Raw genomic sequence first — 24,139 nt, 5'->3', positions numbered from 1 at the left:
GGTCTCCTGCATCCCGCACCAAAATGCTGCGCAGCAATTTATTTACAACTTGACCAACATCTTGCCGGTGTTCTCACCACTGAACAGTCCGATAAAGGCTTCTGGTGCCTTCTCCAGCCCGTCTTTCACGGTTTCGCGACCCTTAACTGCGCCGGATTGAATGAGACCAGCCATGTCGGCATTGAACTCTGGTACTTGCGCATAGAAATCAGGGTAAAGGAAACCCTTGATCATGATCCTTTTACCAATAATCATCGGCAGATACTGCATCGGCTGTGCCTTGAAGTCGTTGTAGACATCGATCATGCCGCAAATCGCAAACCGCGCCCATTCCTTGGCAGTGGCGAGCGCTGCGTCGAAATGTTCGCCGCCGACATTGTCAAAATAGACATCAATGCCGGTTTCACCCATATCCTGAAGCGCGGCTATCAATTGCGGCAGCACCTTGCCCGATTTGTAATCGATCACGGCGTCTGCACCGAGTTCTTTCACCCAGGCGCATTTGTCTGCGCCGCCCGCAGAACCGATGACTTTCATTCCCTTGGCTTTCGCAATCTGGGTCACGGTAGATCCAACTGCGCCAGCAGCGGCGGAAACAAAAATCACCTCGCCGGGCTTGGCTTCAGCAACCTTAAGCAGACCAAACCATGCGGTGCCGCCTGGCATTCCGATGATGCTTAGCCAATGTTGGTCGGGCACGCCTATGTCGGGCAATTTGACGGGGGGCATGCCGGCAGGTGGCGTCTTGCCACCGCCAAAAACTGCGGAATCGCGCCAGCCAGCCATATGCAATACTTTGGCCCCGACAGGGAACTCGGCATTGTTGCTCTCGGTCACGGTGCCGACTGCGCCGCCTGTCATTGGCTCGCCCAAAGTAAATGGGTCGGCATAGCTTTTTGCGTCATTCATGCGCCCGCGCATATAGGGGTCAACCGATAGCCAGCTGTTGCGCACTCGAAACGCCTCCGCGCCCAAGGGTGCGTCGGGATGGTCAATCATCGCAAAATTGCTGTCGTTCGGAAGCCCCGCTGGCCGACTGGCCAATGTCCATGCGCGCATTATCGTGTCTCTCCATCTTTTTTGCTATCCGCAGCATTTGCTGCAGTATTTTTATATACGGGGCGTCCACCGCCCATGTTTCCTTGACAACTGCCTTACGCAATTCACGCGGGCTTGCAAGCATTGGGTCAACATCAATCAATATGAAATCGGCGTAATGCCGTTCACATTTTCGACCAGTCCGTCTGCAAATGCAGGGCTTCCGGTCGCCAGCAAAAAGAGAGCGAGAGCTGTCTTGAGCCTGCTTTTTCCCTCGGTGTCGAGCGCCGCCGAGGCACGGAGAGATTTTGCGGAACGGATAGGGAAAGCGAACGAAATTGGAGTTTTCATCATCCTTTTGGCAATCTCTTCACAATCGAGCTGGTATCCATGCGACCCCCGCCCATATGCTGCACATCGGCATAAAACTGGTCGATGATTGCAGTGATCGGTAAAGTTGCGCCCACCGCGCGCGCTTCTTCAAATGCCAGCCCAAGGTCCTTGCGCATCCAATCTACCGCAAAGCCAAAATCGAACTTGTCTTGCGCCATGGTGGCCCAGCGGTTGTCCATCTGCCAACTCTGTGCAGCGCCGCCCGAGATTGCTTCATACACCTTTTCGACATCAAGCTCAGCCGATTGCGCAAAACGTAAAGCCTCGGACAGCGACTGGATTACGCCGGCAAAGGCGATTTGGTTACACATCTTGGTTATCTGGCCCGTGCCGGGCCCGCCGACATGGACAATGCGCTTAGAATAAGCCGCGATGATTGCGCGGGCCGCATCGACAGATGCTTCGGTGCCGCCGCACATAATGGACAGCGTGCCGTTTTCTGCGCCGGCTTGTCCGCCAGTTACAGGCGCGTCGACAATGAGAAGTCCGCGCGACTTGGCCTCGACACCAAGTTGCCGGGCAATGCGCGCGGAAACCGTTGTGTGATCGATATACAGGCTGCCCTTGCCCATGGCTGCAAACGCACCGTTTCGTCCAAGTGTCACGCCAGCCAGGTCATCGTCGGTACCAACGCAACTGATGACGACCTCTGCGTCCTTGGCGGCGTCCGCTGGCGAAGCGGCCAAGCTGCTGCCATGTTCAGTCACCCAGTTTTCAGCCTTGGCACGCGAACGGTTGTACACCGTCAGGTCATGTCCCGCCCGTATGAGGTGTCGAGCCATAGGGGCGCCCATGACGCCCAATCCGATAAAAGCTATTCTAGTCATGCCCCAGCCTTAATGTTTGTTTTCACTTAATGCCAGATGCGTTAGGGCCCTTTTATATGTCTGACCTATTGACCCTGGACCATGTCCGCGCCGCCCACGCCCGTATTCGCGATTCCATCGTGGAGACGCCAACGCTGCACAGCCAGACTTTGTCAAAGCTGACAGGTGCGAATATATATCTGAAATTTGAAAACCTCCAGTTTACAGCGGCTTATAAAGAGCGGGGCGCGCTGAATGCGATACTGTTGCTATCGGAAGAACAACGCAGCAAGGGGGTCATCGCTGCATCGGCTGGCAATCATGCCCAGGGACTGAGCTATCATGGCACCCGCCTTGGGATTCCCGTCACTATCGTCATGCCGGTGCCGACACCTACCGTGAAGGTGATGCAGACCGAAAGCGTGGGCGGTAAGGTGGTCCTGTTTGGTGAGACCTTTGATGATGCGTATAAATATGCGCGGCAGCTTGAGGCAGAGCAGGGTCTGACATTTGTCCATCCCTTTGATGACCCCAACGTTGCCGCTGGGCAGGGGACGGTCGCGCTGGAAATGCTTGAAAGCATCCCATCGCTGGACATGCTTGTGGTACCAATCGGGGGAGGTGGCTTGCTGTCTGGAATGGGGACAGCCGCGCGCGCCTCGAAGCCCGACATCGGCCTAATCGGCGTGCAGGCCGAACTTTACCCGTCAATGTACGCGCTGCTTAAAAATCTTCAGATGCCGTGTGAGGGCGACACCTTGGCGGAGGGCATTGCGGTTAAAATTCCCGGTGCCTTCACCAGCGAAGTCATCCGCGAACTGGTGGACGAAATTGTTTTGGTTAGCGAGGCGGAACTAGAAACCGCAGTCAGCCTCTTGTTGCAGATTGAAAAGACTGTGGTCGAAGGCGCAGGTGCAGCTGGCCTAGCGGCGGTGATGGCCAATCCGGAGATGTTTGCTGGCAAGAATGTCGGTATCGTTCTGTGCGGCGGTAATATCGATACGCGGCTGCTCGCCAATGTCCTTTTGCGTGATCTCGCGCGGTCTGGCCGCCTAGCGCGTTTGCGCCTAACATTGCAGGATCGGCCCGGCGCGTTGTTTAAGGTTATGCGCCTTTTCAACGAGCATAATATCAATATCATCGAAATCTACCACCAGCGTATCTTTACAACCCTGCCTGCCAAGGGACTGATCACCGATATTGAATGCGAAGCCCGCGACGCCCAGCAGTTGCAGGGGCTTGTCGATGGCTTGAATGTCGCGGGATACAAAGTCGAGCGGGTCGAGCTTAACAAATAAACAGGTATCGCAAAAAAGATGGTAAATTCGCTTTTCAGCGCTGGATGAGCTGTGCATAAAAGGTACAGAATTTCTCAACAACCACGGCAGGTAAGCGAAGAGAATATGAGTGCACCAGTTCGTTTTCCGCGATTTTTTATTACTAGTCCTGGTCCTTGTCCCTATTTGCCGGGCAAAACTGAACGTAAAGTCTTTACTGAACTCAATGGCAATCACGCCGATGAACTGAACGAGGCGCTTGGCCGCATTGGGTTTCGTCGAAGCCAGAATGTCGCCTATCGGCCAAGCTGTCTCGACTGCAAAGCATGCGTATCGGTGCGTGTTCGGACTGACGAGTTCCGGCCGAACGCAACGCAACGCCGTATTTTGCGCCGCAATGCGGATCTGGTGGTCAGCGAGTGCCGCCCATGGTCAACTACCGAGCAATATGACCTGCTGCGCCATTATCTTTCGTCGCGCCATCCCGATGGCGGTATGGCGAATATGGACGACATGGACTATGCTGACATGGTTGAACATTCTCCCGTTCGCAGCCATGTGATCGAATATCGCACACCGACACGGTTCGGTCGACCTGGCGAATTGGTCGGCGCTTGCCTGACCGATCAGCAGAGCGATGGCGTGTCGATGATTTACAGTTTTTATAATCCGGATATCGAGGGCCGCACCGGCCTTGGTAACTTCATCATCATGGACCATATCATGCGCGCACGGGCCGCAGGGCTTCCATATGTCTATCTGGGTTATTGGGTGAACGGCGCAGCGCGGATGCAGTATAAGACGCGTTACAGGCCATTGGAGCGCCGTGGTCCCGATGGATGGGAATATTTTGATCCCGACGCTGAGGCGCAGGCTCTGTAATTTACAGACAGGCGCTTGTGCTAAATTTGACGCAAGCGATTAGATCCTGGCAGCGATGATCCCAGCCAGCAGTTCAACGCCCTTGGCGTCCTCGGCATCGAAACGATTTAGTGAGGGGCTATCGAGGTCGATGACAGCAATAACCTGACCAGCACGCTTCACCGCCACGACCAGTTCCGATGCGCTGTTGGCATCACAGGCGATGTGACCGGGGAACGCATGGACGTCTTCGACCAACTGCGTCTCGCCCGTTTGTGCAGCGGTCCCGCAGACGCCCTTACCAAAAGGGATGCGGATACAGGCCGCCTTGCCCTGAAATGGCCCGAGGACAAGTTCGCCATCGACCACACGGTAGAACCCTGTCCAGTTTACGTCCGGCAGATATTCCCAAAGCAACGCTGCGACATTTGCCATATTGGCGACTGCGTCCGTCTCTCCGCTGGTCAGCGCGTCAGCCGCGCGGGCCAATTCAGCATAAAATTCGGATTTCGGCGCAGCGGCTTTAATTTTAAATGTGTACATGGATTTGCCTTATCAATCGAAGCTTACCTTGCCACGGTTTTTCTTGATCGTGGCTCGGTCCTTTTTCGCGTCCACGCGCCGCGCCTTGACCGCTTTGCTTGGCTTTGTGGCCACGCGGTGGGGTTGGCGGACATGCGCGCGGTCTATCAGTTCGATCACGCGCGCGCGCGCGTCTCGCCGATTGGCCTCGCGCGTGCGGTGGCTGCGCGCTGTTACGATTAGCTCGCCCGAAATCGTCATTTTGCTCCCCGCGAGGATTTTTAACTGACGAAAGGCATAAGGTTGCAGGCCAAGCGCATATACGTCCACGCGCAACTGGCAAGCGGTAGCGACCTTGTTGACATTCTGCCCACCCGGCCCGGTAGAGGCCAAGAAAGTTTCTTCAAGCAAATCTTCGGGAAGGTCAAAGGTCATAGCGACGCCTGTAACAGCCATCGTTGGATTTTGCCAATATCACGCAGACAGCCTTACACTGTCAACTTGAGACCAGAAGGTTGCCACCGGTGAGATCTGGTTGGTTTGTAAAGGGCATCAAAAACAAGCTAGTCTTGGCATATTGTTACCGCGGGTCCACCAAAATTATTTCAGCGTCTTCAACTGCGGTTATACGTTACATGCCTTCACTGATCGCCACGTCATCGCGGGCAATAGAGCAACCGCTCGTCGCCTGACGCAGTTGCGTTGAAATAGTCTAAAGGCATGATGGGCGCGGTCGGAAATGGCAGCGCCCATTTTTATCTGCTACTTACCGCCGCGGGGGCAGGCCAGCGAAGGTGATTGTGCTTTCGGCGCCTTTTGCGTTGACGGAGCTTACGCCGACAAAATGGTCATCGACGATTAGGCCGTCCAGGACCGTTTCTGTCCCATAGACGTCGCGGACAAACGTCCAATCCTGTGCATCTGCGGGGCGTTGATACACGCGATAGCGTTGTGCGCCGGGTGCGGCGTCCCATTTTACCGTAGTGTCTGAGGTTACCGCGCCACCCAAGGTTGCAGACGTTGGCGCTGGCGGGGCTTCTGCCAATGCCGTTGCGGTCAGCACATTCAATGCTGTGACCTTCGCCAAATAGCCAAAATCCATTTTGTCGACTGTGTCGCCGTATTCGATACCGTTTTCAGTACGCAGGTCCTGATGCTGCTGGTTGTAATTTTCGACACCAACTGTGTAGCGAATTGCAGGAAATCCAAGCTCAAGCGAAGGCAAATGGTCCCCACCGCGCGCAAAACGGTCGGGACGGCGGACACCAAAGACATCGAGCGTGACGTCTGGATAGGCCGTGGCTGCGACCTTGTCGGCATAACGCATCAGTGCGCGGCTGGGGCCGTCATCCTCACCACCGCTGTTGCGACGCGCCATCTGGCCCGCCAGATCTTCCGATGCGCGGATGCCTTCACTGAACACGCGCACGACATTGTCGACCTTGCGCCCGTCGGTGCCAACGGTGCCGCCGACAATGTCGTTGTTCAACATGGCGCTGACTTTCCAACCGCGTTCTTTGGCGGTTTCGGCCAGCAGTCGTCCGCCCATCAGGCCCTGTTCTTCGCCGGATAGCAAGGCGAACACTATAGTCGCCTCGGTCTGCGGCTGCTGTGCCATGATCCGCGCCGCCTCGATCACCAATGCGCTGCCTGAACCATCGTCATTGGCCCCCGGCGCGTCCTTTGTAAAATCCATCACGTCCGAGACGCGGCTGTCGATATGTCCAGCAATGATGATGACATGGTCCCAGCCCATTTTGCCAGGCTTGATCGCAAGGACATCGACGATGTTAACGCCATTGGGAATGCGCGGGCCGGACATGTTGCGCTCTAACAATTCAGTCCTCAGACAGCCGTTGCAGGCTTTAGCGATTTTCTCGAACTCGCCTTGCGCCCATTTGCGAGCGGCGCCGATGCCGCGTTTCGGATCAGTCGCCGATGACAGCGTATGGCGCGTGCCAAAGCTCACGAGTTTTTCAACGTCAGCCTTCAGGCGCTCTGGCTTCGGATTGCCCGGGGGGCTAATATGTGCGGTTGCGGGCGAAGCTAAACCAATAGCGATTATACCTGCCAGTAAGTGTAGTTTTTTCATTATCGTTCCCGTCCCATCCCGCGCTTTATGGGAGTATTCAGCTCTCAACAGCGAAGATCAATCCAGCATTTTTTTGCAACCGGTCAACAAGGCGCTCGCCCAAGGCAGCCCCCGGTGTTGTCACGCCGCCGGGACCATTATGTTCGCACAAAGCAATCGCGGTTTCGCTAATCATCTTGCTGGTTGAACCATAGCCGGGGTCACGGTCGCCCTTGACGCTGAACTGCGCCGTGCGGCCATCGGGATATTCCGCGATGAACAACACGTCATAATGGCCGGTTTCGCGTTCTTCTTTGGTCGGGCCTTCGCCGGGCTTCGGGTCATCCGCGCCGCCCATCATGGGGGTGGAGGCAACATGCTTGGCCATGGCCTCGCCCTGCTCGCCGGGGCCAGTCAGCACCATTTCGTCATAGACAAAGTCTGCGCCATAGGCCTGAACCAGCAAATGGTTGGTGCGGTGGACATTTTTGGTGTTGATCGGGGCCATGACGAAACTGGTCGCCCAACTACCCAACCTTTCGTCATATTCTGGCTTGTTCCCCGCAGGCTGCGGCGGGCCGTCAAAATCGCCTGACAGGCTGAACGGATTCGTAAGATAGCCAACGACTGCTCGGTCTTTCGCCGCCGCCGCCATTGTTGCTTTGAGGCTGGCTGCTGTGCCGCCGGAAAAAGTCCCCTTCATGGCACGCACGCGGCCTTTTACGCGCGGGGCAGGTGCACCGAAGGTATCCACACAATGCTTTTGCAGCATCATCACGCCCAAATCGAAGGGGATGGAGTCAAAGCCAGCGGAAAACACGATCCGTGCGCCCGACGCCTTTGCCGCGGCGTCATGCTGGTCTATTTGCTGGCGCATCCAAGCCGGTTCGCCGCACAGATCGGTGTAATCGGTTCCATTGGCGACGCAGGCGGCGACAAGTTCATTGCCATATAGTTGATAGGGTCCAACCGTCGTCAAAACGACCTTGGCGCGCTTGGCCATCGCGTCGAGCGAAGCGGGGTCAGACGCATCGGCAACGATCAAATCTGTGTCTGCGGCGGCACCAATCAGGTCGCGCACTTCTTCCAGCTTGGAAAGGCTACGCCCCGCCATCGCCCATTTCAGGCCGTTCTTGTCCTTGAGATATTCAGCCACCAAACGCCCAGTATAGCCAGTGGCACCATAGACAATGATATCGAATTCGCGGCTTTCAGTTGGCATGTCTCTCTCCCAGAAAAATGATTTTGAAATCGATGCTCAAAAACGCGCGATGAGTCGACCAAAATCGCTGCGAGGCAGAACCAAATGCGGGGAACACGGTCATAAACCGCGATGGTAGTGGCCTCGGTGCCATCCAGTTTGACTAGGTCCAGCCGAGTGGCAGCAGAACCCGATCCTGTAGGTAATGCGCAACGGGCTGATCCGAGCTATCAGGATGTTATTTGGTTTACAGCTTTGGCAAAGTTACGCCGCGCTGGCCCATATATTTGCCCGCACGGTCGGAGTAGCTGGTTTCGCAGGGCTGCTCGCCTTTTAGGAACAGGAACTGGCATGCGCCTTCATTGGCGTAGATTTTGGCGGGCAAAGGCGTGGTGTTGCTGAACTCCAGCGTCACATGGCCTTCCCAACCTGGTTCAAGCGGTGTCACATTGACGATGATGCCGCAGCGGGCATAGGTCGATTTGCCCAAGCAGATGACAAGCACATCACGCGGCACGCGGAAATATTCCACCGTGCGGGCAAGAGCAAAGCTGTTGGGCGGGATGATGCACACATCGGTCTTACGATCGACGAAGCTTCTCGGGTCAAAATCTTTAGGGTCAACGACAGAGCTATCGACATTAGTGAAAATCTTGAACTCATCGGCAACGCGGGCGTCATAACCGTAAGAGGACAAGCCATAGCTGATGCACCCATCGCGGCGCTGGGCCTCGACAAATGGTTCAATCATGCTGGTCGCCTGCGCTTGTTCGCGGATCCAGATGTCAGACAAGATAGACATAAAAACTCCCTGTTATGCGAACCGCTTGTGCCAATTTGCGAGGCGAGCGCAAGAGGTGGTCAAGAAAAAATTGTGCGTATCTTGCGCGCCCCAAAAAGCGAATTACTTCAAGCTGGCTGGACCAAAGCCGTGGGGTAGCAGTTCCGAGAGCGTAAATGTCTCATAGCCTCCGGCATGTGCACAATGCACGGGAATGTCGGTGTCGGTGAGGTCAGCCACTTCCTTGATAATCTGACGGCAGCGGCCACACGGCGTGATAGGCTCTGCCGCTGCACCAACATGCCCAGCCAAGCCGCCTGCGACTGCGATTTCTCGTATAGCGCGCAATTGGCCGTCACTGTTCGCTTTGGCGATTGCCACAGTTTCGGCGCACAATGTCATGCCGTAGCTTGCGTTCTCAAAATTACTGCCAGTGACAATTTGGCCATTGTCGAGCAACAGCGCAGCGCCAACATGGAAGTTGGAATAAGGCGCATATGCGGTCTTGGATGCATCAATGGCGGCTTGGACGAGCCGTTGTGTTGCCGCGCTCATTTGCGGACCACGACCCAGCGCAAGGCGCCGTCAATCCCGGTGATGCGGCGATGGGCATTGGCCGTCCACATAACCCAAGGCCTAGCAGAATAATCGGGCGACAAGCCATTGCCCTCAAGCCAGATGTTGCGGTCAATCGACTTGCTCACTTGATACTCCTTCTCGAACGCGGGGGTTAGTAACAGGATTGCGGGTGTGCCGCTATGCGCCTCAATCTGGTTCAGGAAGGTTGCCAATTCCGACAATATCAATGCGCGGTTCGGACGGCTTTTGCAGCCTTCCGAGAAATCCAGTTGTACCGCTGGTGGCAACGCACTGTTGTTGCGCGGCACGCTGGTGATAAACATCGTTGCCTGTTCCGACGCCGAACGGCAAAGGTCAAAATGGTGCAGCGCTCCGAAGCGAATACCGGCTTCCTGCACGGCCGCTAAATTATTCTGAAACTGGGGGTCACGACCTCCCGCGCCTTCGACGGCAGTTAGATAGGCAAAATCGACGCCTGTTGCGCCGAGCTCCGCCCATTCGGGTTGCCCATTGCTTGCATTCACGACAATGCCTTGCACCGGATAGACGTCGCGTGAGGGCGCCCATGCTGTCACATAGCTCCAAACGACAAAGCTCGCGATAGCCAGGCCAAGCAGGAGCGCGCCCCAGCGGATCAATTTGCGATTTCTCCCGAACATGCGACCCCAAATCTACGTGCTTGATTCTGCCACTCTCTAGGCGCTCCGGTCTAGCGAAGTCGAGAGAAGTTGCGCGCGGCGCGTTTAAGCCTTGATATGTAGAACGCAAATCAGCGTGAACAGCCGGCGTGCGGTGGCAAAATCAACCTCCACTTTGCCCTCAAGTCGTTCCATCAACAATTCTGCCGCTTCGTTGTGGACCCCGCGCCGTGCCATATCTATGGTCTCGATTTCCGCCGCGCTTGCCTTGCGGATAGCTTGGTAATAGCTGTCGCAAATGGCGAAATAATCCTTCAGCGGGCGGCGGAACCGGCCAAGTCCAAGGATCAACGTCTCGTGCGGAGAACCTTCCTCCCGGCGGATATCGAGGATAAGGCGGCCCTCTGTCACGCTTATGCTCAAATGGTAGGGACCGGCATAGCCGTCGCCCATATCGCGCAGCGGTTTAAAGAAATTTTCTTCAATCAGGTCGAAAATGGCGACGCGCCGCTCCTGCTCAATATCGGCGTTGCGCCGCAGAATCGTTGCTTCGTCCAATTCAACCTTAATGATGCGTGGATCGCTCATTCTGCTGTGTTAGCTTCAGATAATTTTGGAGCAAGGGGTATCGAGTTCCAAGCGATTGGTCGCGTGCAGAATGTTGTCCACAGCCATATCCCCGCACTTCTTTTTCTGCCCCCTTGCGGAGTGCAACGTGCTAAAGGATAGGGAGCTATGGCCGAACTGATTAGACTTGCTGCAGCGAATGAAGCTGAACCCCAAAGATTGCCCCGCAATATCGAGGCGGAGGCAGCATTTCTCGGTGCGATTTTAATCGATAACCGCGTGAACGAGGATGTTTCGATCAAACTTCAGCCGGATCATTTTTTCGAACCGTTGCACGGCCGCATTTTTGAACAAATCCTGCGGTTGATTGACCGGAACATGCTCGTCACGCCCGTCACGCTGAAGCCGTTTTTCGAAGCGGATGAATCGATGCGTGAACTGGGCGGGCCGGGCTATCTGATTAAGCTTACCGCCGATGGCGCGGGATTGATTGGTGCGCGCGACTTTGCCCAGCAGATTTACGATTTGGCATTGTTACGCGAGTTGGTGACCGTTGGTCGAACGCTGGTCGACAACGCGCTCGACACTAGCGAAAGCGTTGACCCCAAAGGGCAGATTGAAGCTGCCGAAAGCGCGCTGTATAAGGTTGCCGAGGGCGAGAGCGAAACCGGCTCAATGAAGAGCTTTTTGCAGGCGTCGACTGAGGCGATTAAAAATGTCGAGAAGGCGCTAAACTCCGGTGGTAGCCTCTCGGGCATCACGACGGGCCTGAACAGCATCAACGCCAAATGCGGCGGTTTGCATAATTCTGACCTTGTGATTCTGGCCGGACGCCCCGGCATGGGTAAGACTTCGCTTGCCACCAATATCGCCTTTAACGCAGCACGGCGTTGGGTACGCGAGCGCGAAGACGGCATTGAGGAATCCAAGGGTGCCGGTGCAAAGGTCGCCTTTTTCAGCCTCGAAATGTCCGCAGATCAGCTCGCTACCCGTATCTTGGCCGAACAATCGGGGATCAGTTCCGAATTGCTGCGTATGGGCAAAATTTCCCGCGACGACTTCCGGGAACTTTCGCGTGCGTCCCGCGAATTGCAGGAATTGCCGCTCTACATTGACGACACGCCGGCGCTGACGATCGCAGCCTTGCGCACCCGCGCGCGGCGCCTACAGCGTCGGCATGGGATTGGACTAATCGTTGTTGACTATTTGCAGCTGCTTCAAGGTTCAAGCCGTGCGAACGACAACCGCGTGAATGAAATTTCAGAGATCAGCCGGGGCCTGAAAACACTGGCAAAGGAACTGAGTATTCCTGTCGTTGCACTGTCGCAGCTTAGTCGTGCTGTCGAACAGCGCGAAGACAAGACGCCGATGTTGTCCGATTTGCGTGAATCAGGGTCAATCGAGCAGGACGCCGATATGGTGTGGTTCGTTTACCGCGAAGATTATTACGAGCTGATGAAAAAACCCGATGAAGGCACGCCCGCATTTGACGCTTGGAACGAAAAAATGGAGAGAATCCACGGCGTTGCAGAACTTATCATTTCCAAACAAAGGCACGGTTCGACAGGGCGCGTGCGGATGAAGTTCGAAGCAAAAATCACGCGCTTTAGCGATCTTGCCGATGACCAATATGCCGATGCGCGCTATGATTGAGGCGGCGGGTCAGAGCTGACGGCAGGAGTGAAGTGGAGGTTATCCCGACCACCTTCGAAACGAACTTTACCCCCGCAACCGCGCACTGAGGATGTAATTCAGCGCCATATTGCTGCTCAAGTGCAATCCGGACATTGGCGAAAAGGCGATGCCCTTCATGTCCACGATCTCAAGCCCGGAATCCTCAAGCAAAACGGTCGCCTCCTCTGGCGTCAGGAATTTGTCCCAATCATGTGTGCCTCGTGAGACTTGACCCAAACGCTCCGCCGCCTCGACTAAGAATATGCGCGATGCTGCTGTGCGATTTGGCGTAGAGAGCAACAATAGACCATCGGGCTTTAGATGGCGGACAAGCTCTCCAACAAACGCCGCGGGGTCCATGACATGTTCGATAACTTCCATGCAGGTCACGACATCGAACTGACCAAGGCCCTGCGCGGCAATTTCGCCAGCACGATAGTCTATCGCTAGGCCGGATAACGCCGCATGTGCCTTTGCAGCCTCAATATTTTCCGGGGCGGCATCCACACCGGTGACTGCGCCGCCAAGACGCGCGAGGGGTTCACACAGCAATCCAGCGCCACAACCTACATCGAGCACAGCTTTGCCCATCAGCGGATGACGCGACTTACCATCGCCACCAAAATGCGCATCGATCGCGGTCCGGATGAAACCTAAGCGCACGGGATTTAGCTTGTGCAGCATGGCAGAGCTACCTTTTGGATCCCACCATTCGGCGGCAAGGGATCCAAAATGCGCGGCTTCCGCGGCGTTAATTGTCGTGGGTAAGCTTGCGTTTGTCATATCCTGTCCCTATCAGGGCGCGCGATTGTAATATAGCGAATATTGAAGGTGTTCATGGCGCGCATTGTAATGAAATTTGGCGGTACGTCGATGGCTGGCACCGAGCGCATCCGCCGTGTTGCCCAGCTGGTCAAGCGGCAGGCCGAGCGTGGGGACGAGGTTGCCGTTGTCGTTTCGGCCATGGCAGGCGACACGGATCGCCTCGTCAATTTCTGTCGTGAGGCAAATGCGCTTTATGACCCAGCCGAATATGATGTGGTTGTCGCCGCCGGTGAGCAAATCACGGCTGGCCTTTTGGCGATAACGCTTCAGGCGCTAGGCTGCGAGGCGCGCAGTTGGTTGGGCTGGCAGATGCCAATCCACACCGATAATGCACATGCCAAGGCGCGGGTCGGGTCAATTGACTCGCAAGAATTGCTCGCATCGATGAAGGCAGGGAATATCGCGGTTATCCCTGGATTTCAGGGCCTGACCGATGACAATCGCATTACTACCCTTGGACGTGGCGGGTCGGATACCTCTGCCGTTGCCGTCGCTGCCGCCGTGAAAGCGGACCGCTGCGATATCTACACCGATGTGGATGGTGTGTACACGACGGACCCGCGCATTGTGGCCCGCGCGCGTAAATTGAAGGCGGTCACCTACGAAGAAATGCTTGAGCTGGCCTCGGTCGGATCGAAAGTATTGCAAACCCGCTCTGTAGGGCTTGCGATGAAGGAAGGCGTGCGCATTCAAGTGCTGTCCTCATTCGTCGACGACAGCGCGCCCGACGCCGATAGCATCCCCGGCACGATGATCGTGACCGACGCAGAATTGGAGAATAGCCAAGTGGAACGTCAACTGATCACCGGCATCGCCCATGACAAGAATGAAGCGAAGATAACGCTCACGCGGGTCCCTGACCGTCCTGGCGCGGTGGCCAATATTTTTGCGCCATTGGCCGATGCAAATATTAACGTCGATATGATTATTCAGAATGTCGGCCGCGACAAAGGCGAGACCGACGTGACCTTTACCTGCCCGCAAGCAGACCTTGCGCGTTGCACCGACATATTAGAGAACCGTCGCGATGCCATTGGCTATAACCGCCTTATTTCGGATACCAAGGTCGCGAAAATCTCGGTTGTTGGCGTGGGTATGAAAAGCCATGCAGGCGTTGCCGCGACGATGTTTAGTGCGTTGGCAGACCGTAAAATCAACATTCAGGCGATTTCGACCTCCGAAATCAAGGTCAGCGTGCTGATTGATGAAGACGAAACCGAACTTGCGGTGCGCGTCCTGCACACAGCTTATGGGTTGGATGCGGAGTAAGTCCGCTCCATCCCTCGCCAATTTAGACGTCAGGCATCGGATTGCTGCCTTCGCGGCGCTGACGAACTGTGTATAAGAGGCTCTATATGACTAAACTCCGACATCTCATGCAACGTGGCACGGACTTTCTGGGTTGCGAGGTTGCGATTATGTGCGGCGCGATGTCGTGGGTATCGGAGCGCAATCTTGTGTCGGCGATCTCCAACGCAGGCGGGTTCGGCGTTATTGCGTGCGGTGCGATGTCGCCGGAATTGCTTGATGCGGAAATCGCGGCGACGAAAAAGCTGACGGCCAAGCCCTTCGGTGTGAACCTAATCACTATGCATCCGCAGATCATGGAATTGATCGACGTCTGCGCAAAATATGACGTCAGCCATGTTGTTATCGCGGGTGGACTTCCACCCAAGGGCAGCATTGAAGCGATCAAGGCATTTGGTGCGAAGGTCATTTGCTTCGCCCCGGCGCTGACGCTCGCCAAGAAATTCACACGCTCCGGCGTTGATGCGCTGGTGATAGAGGGCAGTGAAGCGGGCGGGCATATCGGCCCTGTGTCGACATCGGTTTTGGCGCAGGAAATCTTACCCGAGCTTGGCGATCAACTGCCGATTTTTGTTGCTGGCGGAATTGCCCGTGGCGGCGCGGTCGCAAGCTATCTGGAAATGGGTGCGGCAGGGGTTCAGTTGGGTACGCGCTTCGTCTGCGCGCATGAAAGCATCGCCCACCCCAATTTTAAGGCAGCATTCCTGCGCGCCAATGCCCGCGATGCGGTCGCAAGCGTGCAGATTGACCCGCGCTTGCCCGTCATCCCGGTGCGTGCGTTGAAGAACAAGGGGACTGAAGAGTTCACCAAAAAACAGGTCGAAGTCGCGGCGATGCTTGATCGCGGCGAAATCGACATGGACACTGCGCAGCTTGAAATTGAGAAATATTGGGCAGGGGCATTGCGCCGCGCGGTGATTGACGGGGATGTCGAATATGGCTCCGTGATGGCCGGACAATCGGTTGGCATGGTGCATGTCGAGCGACCCGTTGTCGACATCATCGCCAAGCTGGTTGACGAAGCCAACACTGCCTTGGCGCGCTAACGCCCACCGGCTGCAGGCGGGAGGGGAGACAAACCGTCTTGCCAACACAACACAGTCTGCGCATATCAGCCGCATGACCGATGACACCCCGCCGGAACTCACCCCGCTTGATCCTGCGTATGTAACAACAAGCCGGATAGCCTCCGCGCTTGGCTTGCTGCCATTTGTTGTTGGGGCAGGCGTTCTGGAGTTTGCAAAGTTGCTTCCGCCCGGCACCTTTCTTGTGCCCATATTTTTGGTATACGCGTTCATCGCATACACTGTGCCAGCCCGCAGATATCGTCATTGGGGGTATGATATGGGGAAGGGCCAGTTGCGCGTCGTGCGTGGATATATGTTTTATCGCGACACGATTGTTCCCTTTGGCCGCATCCAGCATATCGACGTCGACCAAGGCCCGGTCGACCGGCGCTATGGCCTTGCCAAGCTGACGGTTCACACGGCAGGTAACTACAACAGCACCGTGGTGCTGCCGGGCTTGGCGCATACCGACGCCCTGGCGATGCGTGAGGCCATTCGGGCTGCCATTCGGCAAGACGTTTTGTGAACCACGCCACAGACGGCCCTATTGACGTTACGGGGCAGGAAGGCGAGTGTTTGCACATTAGCGGCCTTTTCGTCGGCTTTGTTTCGGGCCTGCCGCAACTGTTGTTCCCTTTGTTTGCTGCTATTTTTGGCGTGCGGAAATCAGACAACCCTGCGCTCATCCCCATCATCATCGGGGCTGTGCTGGCGCTCAGCCTATTCTTCCGCTGGCTTGGATGGCGGCGTTTTCGTTATCATGTGGGGGGGCATGATATCCGCGTTGAAAAAGGCATATTGAACCGCACGGCCCGCTCCATTCCCTATGACCGCATTCAGGATGTGAGCTTTGAGCAAAAGCCGCTGGCGCGCATGATGGGGCTCAGCGAGGTCAAGTTTGAAACAGGTGGTGGCGATGGCGATGACGCGACGTTACGCTTCGTCACGTTGGAGGAGGCGAACCGGTTGCGCGCGTTAATCCGCGCACGCAAGGCTGGCCTAACGGAAGCGCATAATGTTCGAAAGATCGTCGAGCCCGAAGATGCAGAAACGATCTTTGCGATGGACGGTCAACGCGTCTTTATCCTTGGCCTCTATTCCTTCTCACTCGTCATATTTGCGGTTCTTGGTGGTCTTACGCAGCAATTTGATTTTCTGCTGCCGTTCGATTTTTGGGACTTCAAACATTGGATTGGTTTGGCGGAAGAGCGGGGCGTTAGTGTTAAACAGATCAACGGCGTTGGCCTGTTCGCACAACTGATTTTGGCCTTCGGAGCGGTTGGCAGCCTAATATTCATCGGCTTTGCCACCGGTGTTGTGCGGACATATTTGCGCGAGCATGGCTTCCGGCTTGACCAGACCAACAAAGGGTTCCGACGTCGGCGCGGGCTACTTACGCTCACCGATGTCGTGATGCCCACGCACCGGGTGCAAGCCGCCGTCGTGCAAACTGGCCCCATCCGCAAACGGCGCGGCTGGCACAGCCTGAAATTTGTTAGCCTTGCGCAGGATAGCAAGGAAGAAAGCAACTTTGTCGCAGCGCCCTTTGCGACACTAAGCGAGGTCTGGCGCATCGCACAGGCCGCAACATTTGCTCCCCCCGATGGTGACGATCGCTTGCAGAGAGGCGCTGCCAAACATTGGTTTACGCAGCTTTTGGTCATCGTGCCTGTAGTGTTGGCTGGCATGGCTGCGCTTGTGGTCTTCGCGGATGCCGCGGTTGGCCGCACGATTGTCCTGCTGCTGTTACTGGTGCTTCCCGGCGCGCTATTCTGGCTGGACTGGCGGCAGTACCGTTTCGGGCTTGATGACCATCAGTTATATCTCAAGCGCGGCTGGTGGCAGCAGCAATTGACCATCGCGCCAAAGGTAAAGGTGCAAAGTATTGAAATTGCGCAAGGTCCGCTCGCACGGCGGCAAGGTCTAGCGTCGCTTCGTTTCGGTATCGCCGGCGGCACGCTGGAAATGATCGCCCTGCCGCTGGCCACCGCTGTCGCTATCCGCGATACAGTAATGGAAAAGGTTGCTGCTGTTGACTATTCAGCGATCAATCAATCGCATTAGCAACCTGCGTTTCGATCACGCTGCCATCATCTTTGCGCAAAGTCATCACTACCTTTTTTGCCGCCCAATCAATGTCGATCTGACCAAAGTTTGCAATGCCCCAAAATCCGCCGGTCCGGCGCGGGTCGGGTTCACGCTCGCCGCCATCGCCCTTGCCAAAGGCTAAATTGAGCGAGCTGGATGTGAAATCCCATAATGGCTTGGAAAGGCCGGGGGCATTGGTTTTGTAGAAACCGCCGCTATGCCGGTCGCCGCTCAGGAAAATGGCGTTGTTCACGCCCTTTTGCCCGAGCAACGCATATAGGCGATCGCGTTCCTTGGGAAAATTGGTCCAGCCTTCGAAATTATGCGCGTCGGTAATCACCTGAGTCGATGAAATGATGAAGCGCAGTTCGGCTGGCTTTTCCAGCTCCTGCGCCAACCAGTCCCATTGTGCAGCGCCAAGCACCGTCGCGTTGGGGTCCATGTTGGGAATGTACCAACCCAGCGTTGGGCTGAGGTCGCGATAGGGCATATTTGCAAGGGCTGACCGGAAAAAGCGGCCATCCAGCATGATGAACTGCACGCGTTTGCCTTCTGGCCCGACGATGCGGCTTTCATACACGCCCGGGCGGGACTTTACCGCGTCGGAGGACCCCCAATAGGTTTCATAGGCTTTTTCCGCCCATTCCTTGAACGCAAAAGCGCCGCCAGCGTCATTCGCGCCATAATCATGATCGTCCCATGCCGTTATCATCGGCACGCTGCGGCGGAAACGGTCAAATTCGACGCGGCTGTTGAGCTTTCTATAGCTCGCGGTCAATGTCGGCATATCCGCGCCATTGGTAGGCCTTGTGTCGCCATAGACATTGTCACCAATCAGCAGGAAAGCCTGCGGGTTCTGCGCGGCGATGACGTCCCAGAATTTCATGTCGCGGTTTTCGTTCACGCAACTGCCAAAGGCGAAACGCGTGATCACCGTATCTGCCGATAAAGCGGGGTTAGAAGGGGCCTTGGGCAAATTGGCGCTCATAGTCGCATAATAAGGCCGAAGCGCCTCCTGCGCGCTCTGCGGGGCAAGTGGGGCCATATTGGACGTCGACGTGACACTCATGGCGCAGCTGGAGAGCAAAAGCGCAATAATCGGGAGGGCATATTTCATGATCTGACCTTGCCTTTGATGAACAACTGAACTGAACCTTCCTCGTCTTTGAAGAGATTCGCGTCAATCCCGTAAACATGCGCCAGGTTGGAAGGTGTGATGACGTCATCGACGCTGCCTTGCGCAAACAATCTGCCCTCATGCAGCAACACAAGATGGTCGGCAAAGCGCACTGCGTGGTGTAAGTCGTGCAGCACTGCGACGACGCCTTTTCCGGCCTCGGCCTGCCGCCGTAGCAGGTTCAAAATGTCGAGTTGAAAGCCGGGATCGAGGTTCGCGAGTGGTTCATCCGCCAATATCCATGAAGGTTCACCTGCCAGCACGCGCGCCAGCAGGACGCGGGCGCGTTCGCCGCCCGAAAGCTGCGTGACTGGCCGATGCGCGAAGCCTTCGGTGGCGGTCGCCGACATCGCCATTGTTATCGCCCTGCGGTCGTCTTTAGATGTCCCTGCGCCGCGCATATGGGGAATGCGGCCAAGCGCAACCAAGGCTAGTGATGTGATCGCCCAATGCGTTTCTGCGCCCTGCGGCAAAAGGCCGATTTGGCGGGCGCGTGCGGTCGGAGCCATGCGGGTGATGTCCGCATCATGCAGGCTGGCGGTCCCGCTATCGGGCTTCAACAAGCCGGCGAGACACGCGAGCAGCGTAGATTTGCCTGCGCCATTGGGACCGAGAATGACGGTGAGTTTACCGGCTTCAAATGTCGCATCGACCCCGATTAAAGTGGGCCGTTGCACATGCGAAAAGCCAAGATTGCGGACGGTCAAAGTCATGCGGCACCCTTGCGATAGCGCAGCAACAGCAGCAGGAAAAACGGCGCACCAAGCACTGCCATAGCAATGCCGAGCCGCACTTCGCCGGGGCCGGGGACCAACCGGACAAGACTATCGGCGGTCAGCGTCAGGATTGCGCCGCCCAAGGCCGACGGCAGCAATATCTGCGATGGCTGTTCCCCATATATGGCGCGGATAAAATGCGGGACGATTAGCCCGACAAAGCCGACCACACCCGACACCGCGACCGATGCGCCAACGGCAAGGCCGACGCCAAGTACGATAATCCACTGCAGCCGAGCCAAGTTGATACCAAGGCTTTTTGCGCCATTTTCGCCCAAGGTCAGCGCATCCAGCGCGCGGCCAGTGGAAAGTAATAAAGCAACGCCCATCGCCATGAAGGGCAAAGCGGTCCAGACATCGGCCATCAACCGGTCGGTCAGCGCGCCCATAAGCCAGTTGATGATTTCATTGGCGGCAAAGGGGTTTGGCGCAATGCTGATGACAAAGGCGGTTAGCGCGCCCGCCAGCGTCGACAGCACCATGCCGCCCAAGATAAAGCCAACCGGCCCGCCGCCACGCGAAATTACCAGCAATAACAATATGCTAGACCCCGCGCCAAGCATTGCGCAGGCAAATAGGCCAAAGGGCAGCAGGTTAAGCCCCAAGTAAATCGCAACAACGCCGCCAAGCGCCGCGCTGGCCGAAACCCCAAGCACCGCAGGATCAGCCAGCGGGTTGCGCAGATAGCCCTGCATCACTGCGCCCGAAAGCCCGAGCACCGCGCCAATACAAAGGCCAAGCACCGCGCGGGGCAAGCGCAGTTCCAAGAAAATCCAGCCATCGGCATTGTCCGCCGCCCAAGAGGTCGGCCAAATCCAGACCTTGCCCGCCATCAACGACAGCAGGAACGCAGTGACCGTGAGGAGCAGCAGGAGCGATGTTACGGCGCGCGTATTCATGGCATATCCTTGCCGAATGAAGCGCGGGTTTTTGCTAGTATTGCCGACACTTTGATGATCGTCGGCCCGCCGCAGAATAACAGCCTGTCGGGGAATTCTATGATACGTGTGCGACCACCCAAATGGGCCAGCAGCTTTTGCCGTGCGCGCATTTGACGGGCATCGGAACCGCGCTGATGCGTGGGCATAAAGATCACCTGTGGCGGGTTGCGCATCAGGGTTTCCAACGGCAATACCCCCCATGATGACAGGCCATATTGCGCGCTGGCGTTGCGAAAGCCGTGGTGCGCCAGCAATTCGTCCTGCAACGTGCCTTTACCCGCCACAAATCCACCATTTTGCCAGATAATCGCCGACACGTTGGTACCTGAAAATTGGGTGCTGGGTAGAGATTCCTCAATGTCGGAAATCAGGGCTTCTCCAGCATCGCCCCTGCCGAGTGCGGCGGCGATCGTCCGGATCTGTTGCATGTCGTCTGCGATCGTCGGTGCGACCCCCAATGCCAATGTTTGAATGCCCGCCCGCGCAAGAACCGCGTTGGTGCCAGAGCTCGCCAGATTTCCGGTGAGCACCATCTTGGGCCGCGCCAGCAGCAGTTCCTCTGCGCTTATGCCAATGGCGGGCAACTGCCGCGCCCATGCCAAAGGTGCGGACGCGCTATCGGGGTCATGCGAATAGATGCTGACGGCGGTGACTTGTCCGGGCATTGCGATGTGCGCCAACACGGCATCAATGCACGGATTATTCGACACGACGCCATGTGGCGCAATGACGGGCTGGCTGGCGCATCCGGCCAAGGCAAAAGCCCAAAGGAGGCACCAGCCAAAGCGCATCAGAATTTCGCCCGCACGCCAATCGTCGCATTGCGCCCAAAGCTGTTATAGCCAGCGACCACTGTGTAATCGGCGTTAAGCAGATTGTCGATGCGGCTATACACCTCTAGTGTGTCAGTCAGTGGCATCGACGCCCGAAGCCCGACTAACGCATAGCCATTGAGGCGCAAACTGTTTGCGGCATTGTCGAAGCTGTCGCCGATTAGAAGCAAGCTGCTGCCGACGGACAGGCCGAACGGCGTCTGCCAATCGGCGGTCAAGCTGGCGCTATGCTGCGGGCGCAGGGCTTGGCGATTACCAAAATTGGTCCCTACGCTGCGGTTGATGGCGTCGACAAGTGTGTAGCTGGCGCGGATATCAATGTCGTTAGTGGGGTTCAGGCTCAGCCCGGCCTCAAGCCCCCTTGACGTCACTTTGTCGATATTCTCCGATTGGAAACTGATCGCCGAAAAAGCGATCAGGTCATTGCTACGGCGATTGAAATAGGTCGCAAAAATTTGGGCTTTGCTGCCCAGAAACTGATGTTCAACGCCCAGATCGAAATTGCGGGCCGTTTCCGGTTTGAGGTCCGGATTGCCATAAGGCGGCTGCCCTTCAGTTAAGGTGGGGGCGCGAAACCCCTCGGCATAGGTCGCGCGGAACATCGTCCGCCCGTCATTTGGGGTAAAGGCCGCATTGCCGGCAAAGCTGGTCTGCCCGCCATAATCATCATAGACATCATGCCGCACGCCTCCTGTCAGCGTCAGGCCAGCGACAGGGCGCATAATGATTTGACCAAAGCCGCTACCCACATCGTTGCGCGCGACATCAGGGGCCGCGCCCTCAAACGCGGTGCTGGCAAAGCTGCGTTCATATTCCGCGCCCGCCACTAAAGTCAGCGCATCGTTCAGGTCAAAGGCCGCATGATATTCGGCCCTGTCGATTGCGCCGCGCACGTTGAAATTGTTGAAGCTAAACACAACCGGGTCGGTGCCAACGCGTTTTATGTCTGTGCGGGTATAGGCAATCCTGTTTTGCAGGCGCCCATCAAGCAGGTCGAAATTCGCGCCGACATATCCTACAAATTGGCGATTGCGCGACACGGGCAGGCCATTGGCACCGACGCCAAAGGCCGAGTCGTAGGCAACCGTGGCGCGGTTGTAATAGCTTCGAAAATCTAGGTCGACATTGTCAGCGACATGCACCTTCAACCGCGCATTGCCCGTCAGATTGTCATACCCATCGCGTTCGGTTCCGCCCGCCAGCGCAGAAATGCCGTCGCTGTTGACGAAAGAACCGCCGACGCTGCCTTCCAACCGGCCGCTGCTGCCCGCAAGATTGGCGTTCAACCGCTTGGTATCATAGGCCCCATATTCTGCACCCATGCGGCCTTCAAGGCCATCCACCGCCGCAATTGATTGGATGTTGACGACGCCGCCAATGGCTTGGCTGCCCCAGATGACTGAGTTTGGCCCACGCAAGATTTCCACGCGGCCAATATTGCCCGTCATCAATGCGCCAAAGTCAAACGCGCCATTGGGGCTGGTGAGATCGTTGATCCGGACACCGTCGATCAGCACTAAGGTCTGCGCGCTGCTGCCGCCGCGGATGAAGGCACTGCTTTGGCCGCCAAGGCCGCCGCGTGTGGCAATGCGCACCCCCGGCACGGTCTGCAGGGCATCGGTAATTGTCGCGCTTTGTAACTGGTCAAGCCGGTCGCGACCGACAATCTCAATGGCTTGGCCGGTTTCGGATCGCGGCTGTTCAAAGCCGCTGGCGGTGACAACAATTTCATCCTCTGCCGTTTGCGCAAAGGCACTCGTCGGCAGCATCGCAAGCGCGGCTGCCGTAATTTTTAACATTGTCATGGTTTTATCTCCTTCGCATGACGTCCAACAGTATGTCGTCACGCGGAGGAAAACCCCGATTGCGCCAGTGTCCCGCAAGCACAAAGGACAAACCGCAATCAGGCAGGTCTCCTGGCTCCCGGGTCACTGCTTTTGCCCCGCCTTCCCAGTTTCACGGTCACCCGTTTTTCCAGTGGCATTTGGAGCAAAAGCTCGCCGGTTACAGTTGCGGGAACAGCGCCGGATTTCCGCCGGCTTCCCTATTATCCACGCTCTCGCGCAGACCTGGTGCGTTCGGCGGGGTTAGGCGGCTTTTGGATGGAGGGCAAGGGGGCGCGCGATGATTCGCTTAATGCCGCGTTTTGCCGGGGCGTTGCATGCCCCAAAATTGGGGGCCTTCGGGGACTTGCCAGCTATGTTTGATGGCAAAGCCAAAGCTTTGGTACAAAGGGATATTATGTTCGTCGGCGGTTTCCAGATAGGCGGGCAGGCCATCTTGATCTGCGCGCTCTAGCCCTGCGCGGATCGCCGCGCCGCCAAATCCCTTGCCCTGAAAGGCGGGGTCGCATCCGGCATAATGCAGATACCAGACAGGCTCTTTCGGTAGATGCTTTTCAATCAAGTCGGCGACTTCAAGCCCGCGGAAAATGGAAAAGCGCAACTGTTGCACGAAGGGAATGATATTCCTTGCCGTGTCGAACATGCTGTCGCGCGCTTGGCCGGGGCCGCGCCATAAGGTGACCGCCTCAATACCGTCAGTACCAAAAACAGCGCCTTTGCGATGTTCGTCGCGTAAAAACAAATGGAACGCGCCCACCAGTCGCCGTGCCCGCAATTGGGGGTCGGGTATGACATAGCTCCAGCCCGATTCATTCTGGAACGCACGCGCCAAAGTCTCGGCGATTTCCAGATTATCGGTTGGTTGCAATACC

25 protein-coding genes and 1 riboswitch are annotated in these 24,139 nt (G+C 56.6%); of the genes, 7 read left to right on the top strand and 18 right to left on the bottom strand.

The window, feature by feature from the left end:
- Positions 1-42: 42 nt before the first annotated feature.
- From QE270_RS09285 to QE270_RS09275, 3 genes are all read right to left on the bottom strand, one after another.
- Positions 43-1,059, bottom strand: a complete 1,017-nt coding sequence (locus QE270_RS09285; protein ID WP_300038479.1) for an NADP-dependent oxidoreductase — start codon at positions 1,057-1,059, stop codon at positions 43-45.
- Positions 1,060-1,197: 138 nt separating this feature from the next.
- A complete protein-coding gene (locus tag QE270_RS09280; protein WP_300038477.1) occupies positions 1,198-1,389 on the bottom strand; it encodes a hypothetical protein in 192 nt (63 codons plus the stop codon).
- Entirely contained in the window at positions 1,389-2,258 is an 870-nt protein-coding gene (locus QE270_RS09275; RefSeq protein WP_300038475.1) for an NAD(P)-dependent oxidoreductase, read from the bottom strand. The genes QE270_RS09280 and QE270_RS09275 overlap by 1 nt, the downstream gene beginning before the upstream one ends.
- Positions 2,259-2,314: 56 nt before the next feature.
- Here QE270_RS09275 and QE270_RS09270 point away from each other — a divergent pair, with 56 nt between their 5' ends.
- Positions 2,315-3,535, top strand: coding sequence for a threonine ammonia-lyase (locus QE270_RS09270; protein ID WP_300038473.1), 1,221 nt, complete (start codon positions 2,315-2,317; stop codon positions 3,533-3,535).
- 105 nt (positions 3,536-3,640) lie between these two features.
- Complete coding sequence (locus tag QE270_RS09265) at positions 3,641-4,396, top strand: arginyltransferase (RefSeq protein ID WP_300038471.1); 756 nt, start codon at positions 3,641-3,643, stop codon at positions 4,394-4,396.
- 39 nt (positions 4,397-4,435) lie between these two features.
- On the opposite strand, the gene QE270_RS09260 is transcribed toward QE270_RS09265, so the two are convergent.
- The 8 genes from QE270_RS09260 to QE270_RS09225 form a co-directional block, all read right to left on the bottom strand.
- Complete coding sequence (locus QE270_RS09260; protein ID WP_300038469.1) at positions 4,436-4,918, bottom strand: GAF domain-containing protein; 483 nt, start codon at positions 4,916-4,918, stop codon at positions 4,436-4,438.
- Between the two features lie 12 nt (positions 4,919-4,930).
- Positions 4,931-5,353 carry an alternative ribosome rescue aminoacyl-tRNA hydrolase ArfB gene (arfB, locus tag QE270_RS09255; RefSeq protein ID WP_300038467.1) on the bottom strand — a complete coding sequence of 141 codons (423 nt, stop codon included), beginning with the start codon at positions 5,351-5,353 and terminating at the stop codon, positions 4,931-4,933.
- 310 nt (positions 5,354-5,663) lie between these two features.
- Positions 5,664-6,989, bottom strand: a complete 1,326-nt coding sequence (locus tag QE270_RS09250; RefSeq protein ID WP_300038465.1) for a M28 family metallopeptidase — start codon at positions 6,987-6,989, stop codon at positions 5,664-5,666.
- A gap of 37 nt (positions 6,990-7,026) precedes the next feature.
- A complete protein-coding gene (locus QE270_RS09245) occupies positions 7,027-8,190 on the bottom strand; it encodes a saccharopine dehydrogenase NADP-binding domain-containing protein (RefSeq protein ID WP_300038463.1) in 1,164 nt (387 codons plus the stop codon).
- A gap of 226 nt (positions 8,191-8,416) precedes the next feature.
- A complete protein-coding gene (dcd, locus tag QE270_RS09240; protein ID WP_300038461.1) occupies positions 8,417-8,971 on the bottom strand; it encodes a dCTP deaminase in 555 nt (184 codons plus the stop codon).
- 102 nt (positions 8,972-9,073) lie between these two features.
- The gene (locus QE270_RS09235; RefSeq protein ID WP_300038459.1) at positions 9,074-9,505 is read right to left on the bottom strand and encodes a cytidine deaminase; all 432 of its coding nucleotides are present in this window, start codon (positions 9,503-9,505) and stop codon (positions 9,074-9,076) included.
- The gene (locus QE270_RS09230) at positions 9,502-10,167 is read right to left on the bottom strand and encodes a GH25 family lysozyme (RefSeq protein WP_300038457.1); all 666 of its coding nucleotides are present in this window, start codon (positions 10,165-10,167) and stop codon (positions 9,502-9,504) included. The genes QE270_RS09235 and QE270_RS09230 overlap by 4 nt, the downstream gene beginning before the upstream one ends.
- A 105-nt stretch (positions 10,168-10,272) precedes the next feature.
- A complete protein-coding gene (locus tag QE270_RS09225) occupies positions 10,273-10,755 on the bottom strand; it encodes a UPF0262 family protein (protein WP_300038455.1) in 483 nt (160 codons plus the stop codon).
- A 147-nt stretch (positions 10,756-10,902) separates the two neighbouring features.
- Here QE270_RS09225 and QE270_RS09220 point away from each other — a divergent pair, with 147 nt between their 5' ends.
- Positions 10,903-12,387, top strand: a complete 1,485-nt coding sequence (locus QE270_RS09220) for a replicative DNA helicase (RefSeq protein ID WP_300038453.1) — start codon at positions 10,903-10,905, stop codon at positions 12,385-12,387.
- A 66-nt stretch (positions 12,388-12,453) separates the two neighbouring features.
- Here the strand turns inward: QE270_RS09220 and ubiG are convergent, their stop codons facing one another.
- Positions 12,454-13,191 (bottom strand): bifunctional 2-polyprenyl-6-hydroxyphenol methylase/3-demethylubiquinol 3-O-methyltransferase UbiG, encoded by a 738-nt coding sequence (gene ubiG / locus QE270_RS09215; RefSeq protein ID WP_300038452.1) that lies wholly within the window; start codon positions 13,189-13,191, stop codon positions 12,454-12,456.
- 54 nt (positions 13,192-13,245) lie between these two features.
- Here ubiG and QE270_RS09210 point away from each other — a divergent pair, with 54 nt between their 5' ends.
- The 4 genes from QE270_RS09210 (at position 13,246) to QE270_RS09195 (ending at position 17,672) form a co-directional block, all read left to right on the top strand.
- On the top strand, positions 13,246-14,502 hold the full coding sequence (locus QE270_RS09210) for an aspartate kinase (RefSeq protein ID WP_300038450.1): 1,257 nt from the start codon (positions 13,246-13,248) through the stop codon (positions 14,500-14,502).
- An 86-nt stretch (positions 14,503-14,588) separates the two neighbouring features.
- Positions 14,589-15,587 (top strand): nitronate monooxygenase, encoded by a 999-nt coding sequence (locus tag QE270_RS09205; RefSeq protein ID WP_300038448.1) that lies wholly within the window; start codon positions 14,589-14,591, stop codon positions 15,585-15,587.
- A gap of 73 nt (positions 15,588-15,660) precedes the next feature.
- A complete protein-coding gene (locus tag QE270_RS09200) occupies positions 15,661-16,134 on the top strand; it encodes a PH domain-containing protein (protein WP_300038446.1) in 474 nt (157 codons plus the stop codon).
- Positions 16,131-17,672, top strand: a complete 1,542-nt coding sequence (locus QE270_RS09195; protein ID WP_300038444.1) for a PH domain-containing protein — start codon at positions 16,131-16,133, stop codon at positions 17,670-17,672. The genes QE270_RS09200 and QE270_RS09195 overlap by 4 nt, the downstream gene beginning before the upstream one ends.
- Here the strand turns inward: QE270_RS09195 and QE270_RS09190 are convergent.
- The 6 genes from QE270_RS09190 to QE270_RS09165 all read right to left on the bottom strand — a co-directional run bounded on the left by QE270_RS09190 (position 17,656) and on the right by QE270_RS09165 (position 24,135).
- Positions 17,656-18,813: an alkaline phosphatase D family protein gene (locus tag QE270_RS09190; RefSeq protein ID WP_300038441.1), complete on the bottom strand. Its 1,158-nt coding sequence runs from the start codon at positions 18,811-18,813 to the stop codon at positions 17,656-17,658. The genes QE270_RS09195 and QE270_RS09190 overlap by 17 nt on opposite strands.
- A complete protein-coding gene (locus tag QE270_RS09185; protein ID WP_300038438.1) occupies positions 18,810-19,586 on the bottom strand; it encodes an ABC transporter ATP-binding protein in 777 nt (258 codons plus the stop codon). The genes QE270_RS09190 and QE270_RS09185 overlap by 4 nt, the downstream gene beginning before the upstream one ends.
- Complete coding sequence (locus QE270_RS09180; protein ID WP_300038435.1) at positions 19,583-20,548, bottom strand: iron ABC transporter permease; 966 nt, start codon at positions 20,546-20,548, stop codon at positions 19,583-19,585. Before QE270_RS09180 ends, QE270_RS09185 begins: the two co-directional genes overlap by 4 nt.
- On the bottom strand, positions 20,545-21,381 hold the full coding sequence (locus QE270_RS09175; RefSeq protein WP_300038432.1) for an ABC transporter substrate-binding protein: 837 nt from the start codon (positions 21,379-21,381) through the stop codon (positions 20,545-20,547). Before QE270_RS09175 ends, QE270_RS09180 begins: the two co-directional genes overlap by 4 nt.
- Positions 21,381-23,228 (bottom strand): TonB-dependent receptor, encoded by a 1,848-nt coding sequence (locus tag QE270_RS09170; RefSeq protein WP_300038429.1) that lies wholly within the window; start codon positions 23,226-23,228, stop codon positions 21,381-21,383. The genes QE270_RS09175 and QE270_RS09170 overlap by 1 nt, the downstream gene beginning before the upstream one ends.
- 83 nt (positions 23,229-23,311) lie before the next feature.
- Positions 23,312-23,511, bottom strand: a riboswitch (cobalamin riboswitch).
- A gap of 45 nt (positions 23,512-23,556) precedes the next feature.
- Complete coding sequence (locus QE270_RS09165; protein WP_300038426.1) at positions 23,557-24,135, bottom strand: GNAT family N-acetyltransferase; 579 nt, start codon at positions 24,133-24,135, stop codon at positions 23,557-23,559.
- Positions 24,136-24,139 lie beyond the last annotated feature (4 nt).

The sequence above is a fragment of the Sphingorhabdus sp. genome (genome assembly GCF_029865925.1).
GTDB lineage: Bacteria > Pseudomonadota > Alphaproteobacteria > Sphingomonadales > Sphingomonadaceae > Sphingorhabdus_B.
The sequence above is the reverse complement of the archived record's forward strand: the minus strand, read 5'-3'. Positions and strand labels throughout refer to the sequence as shown.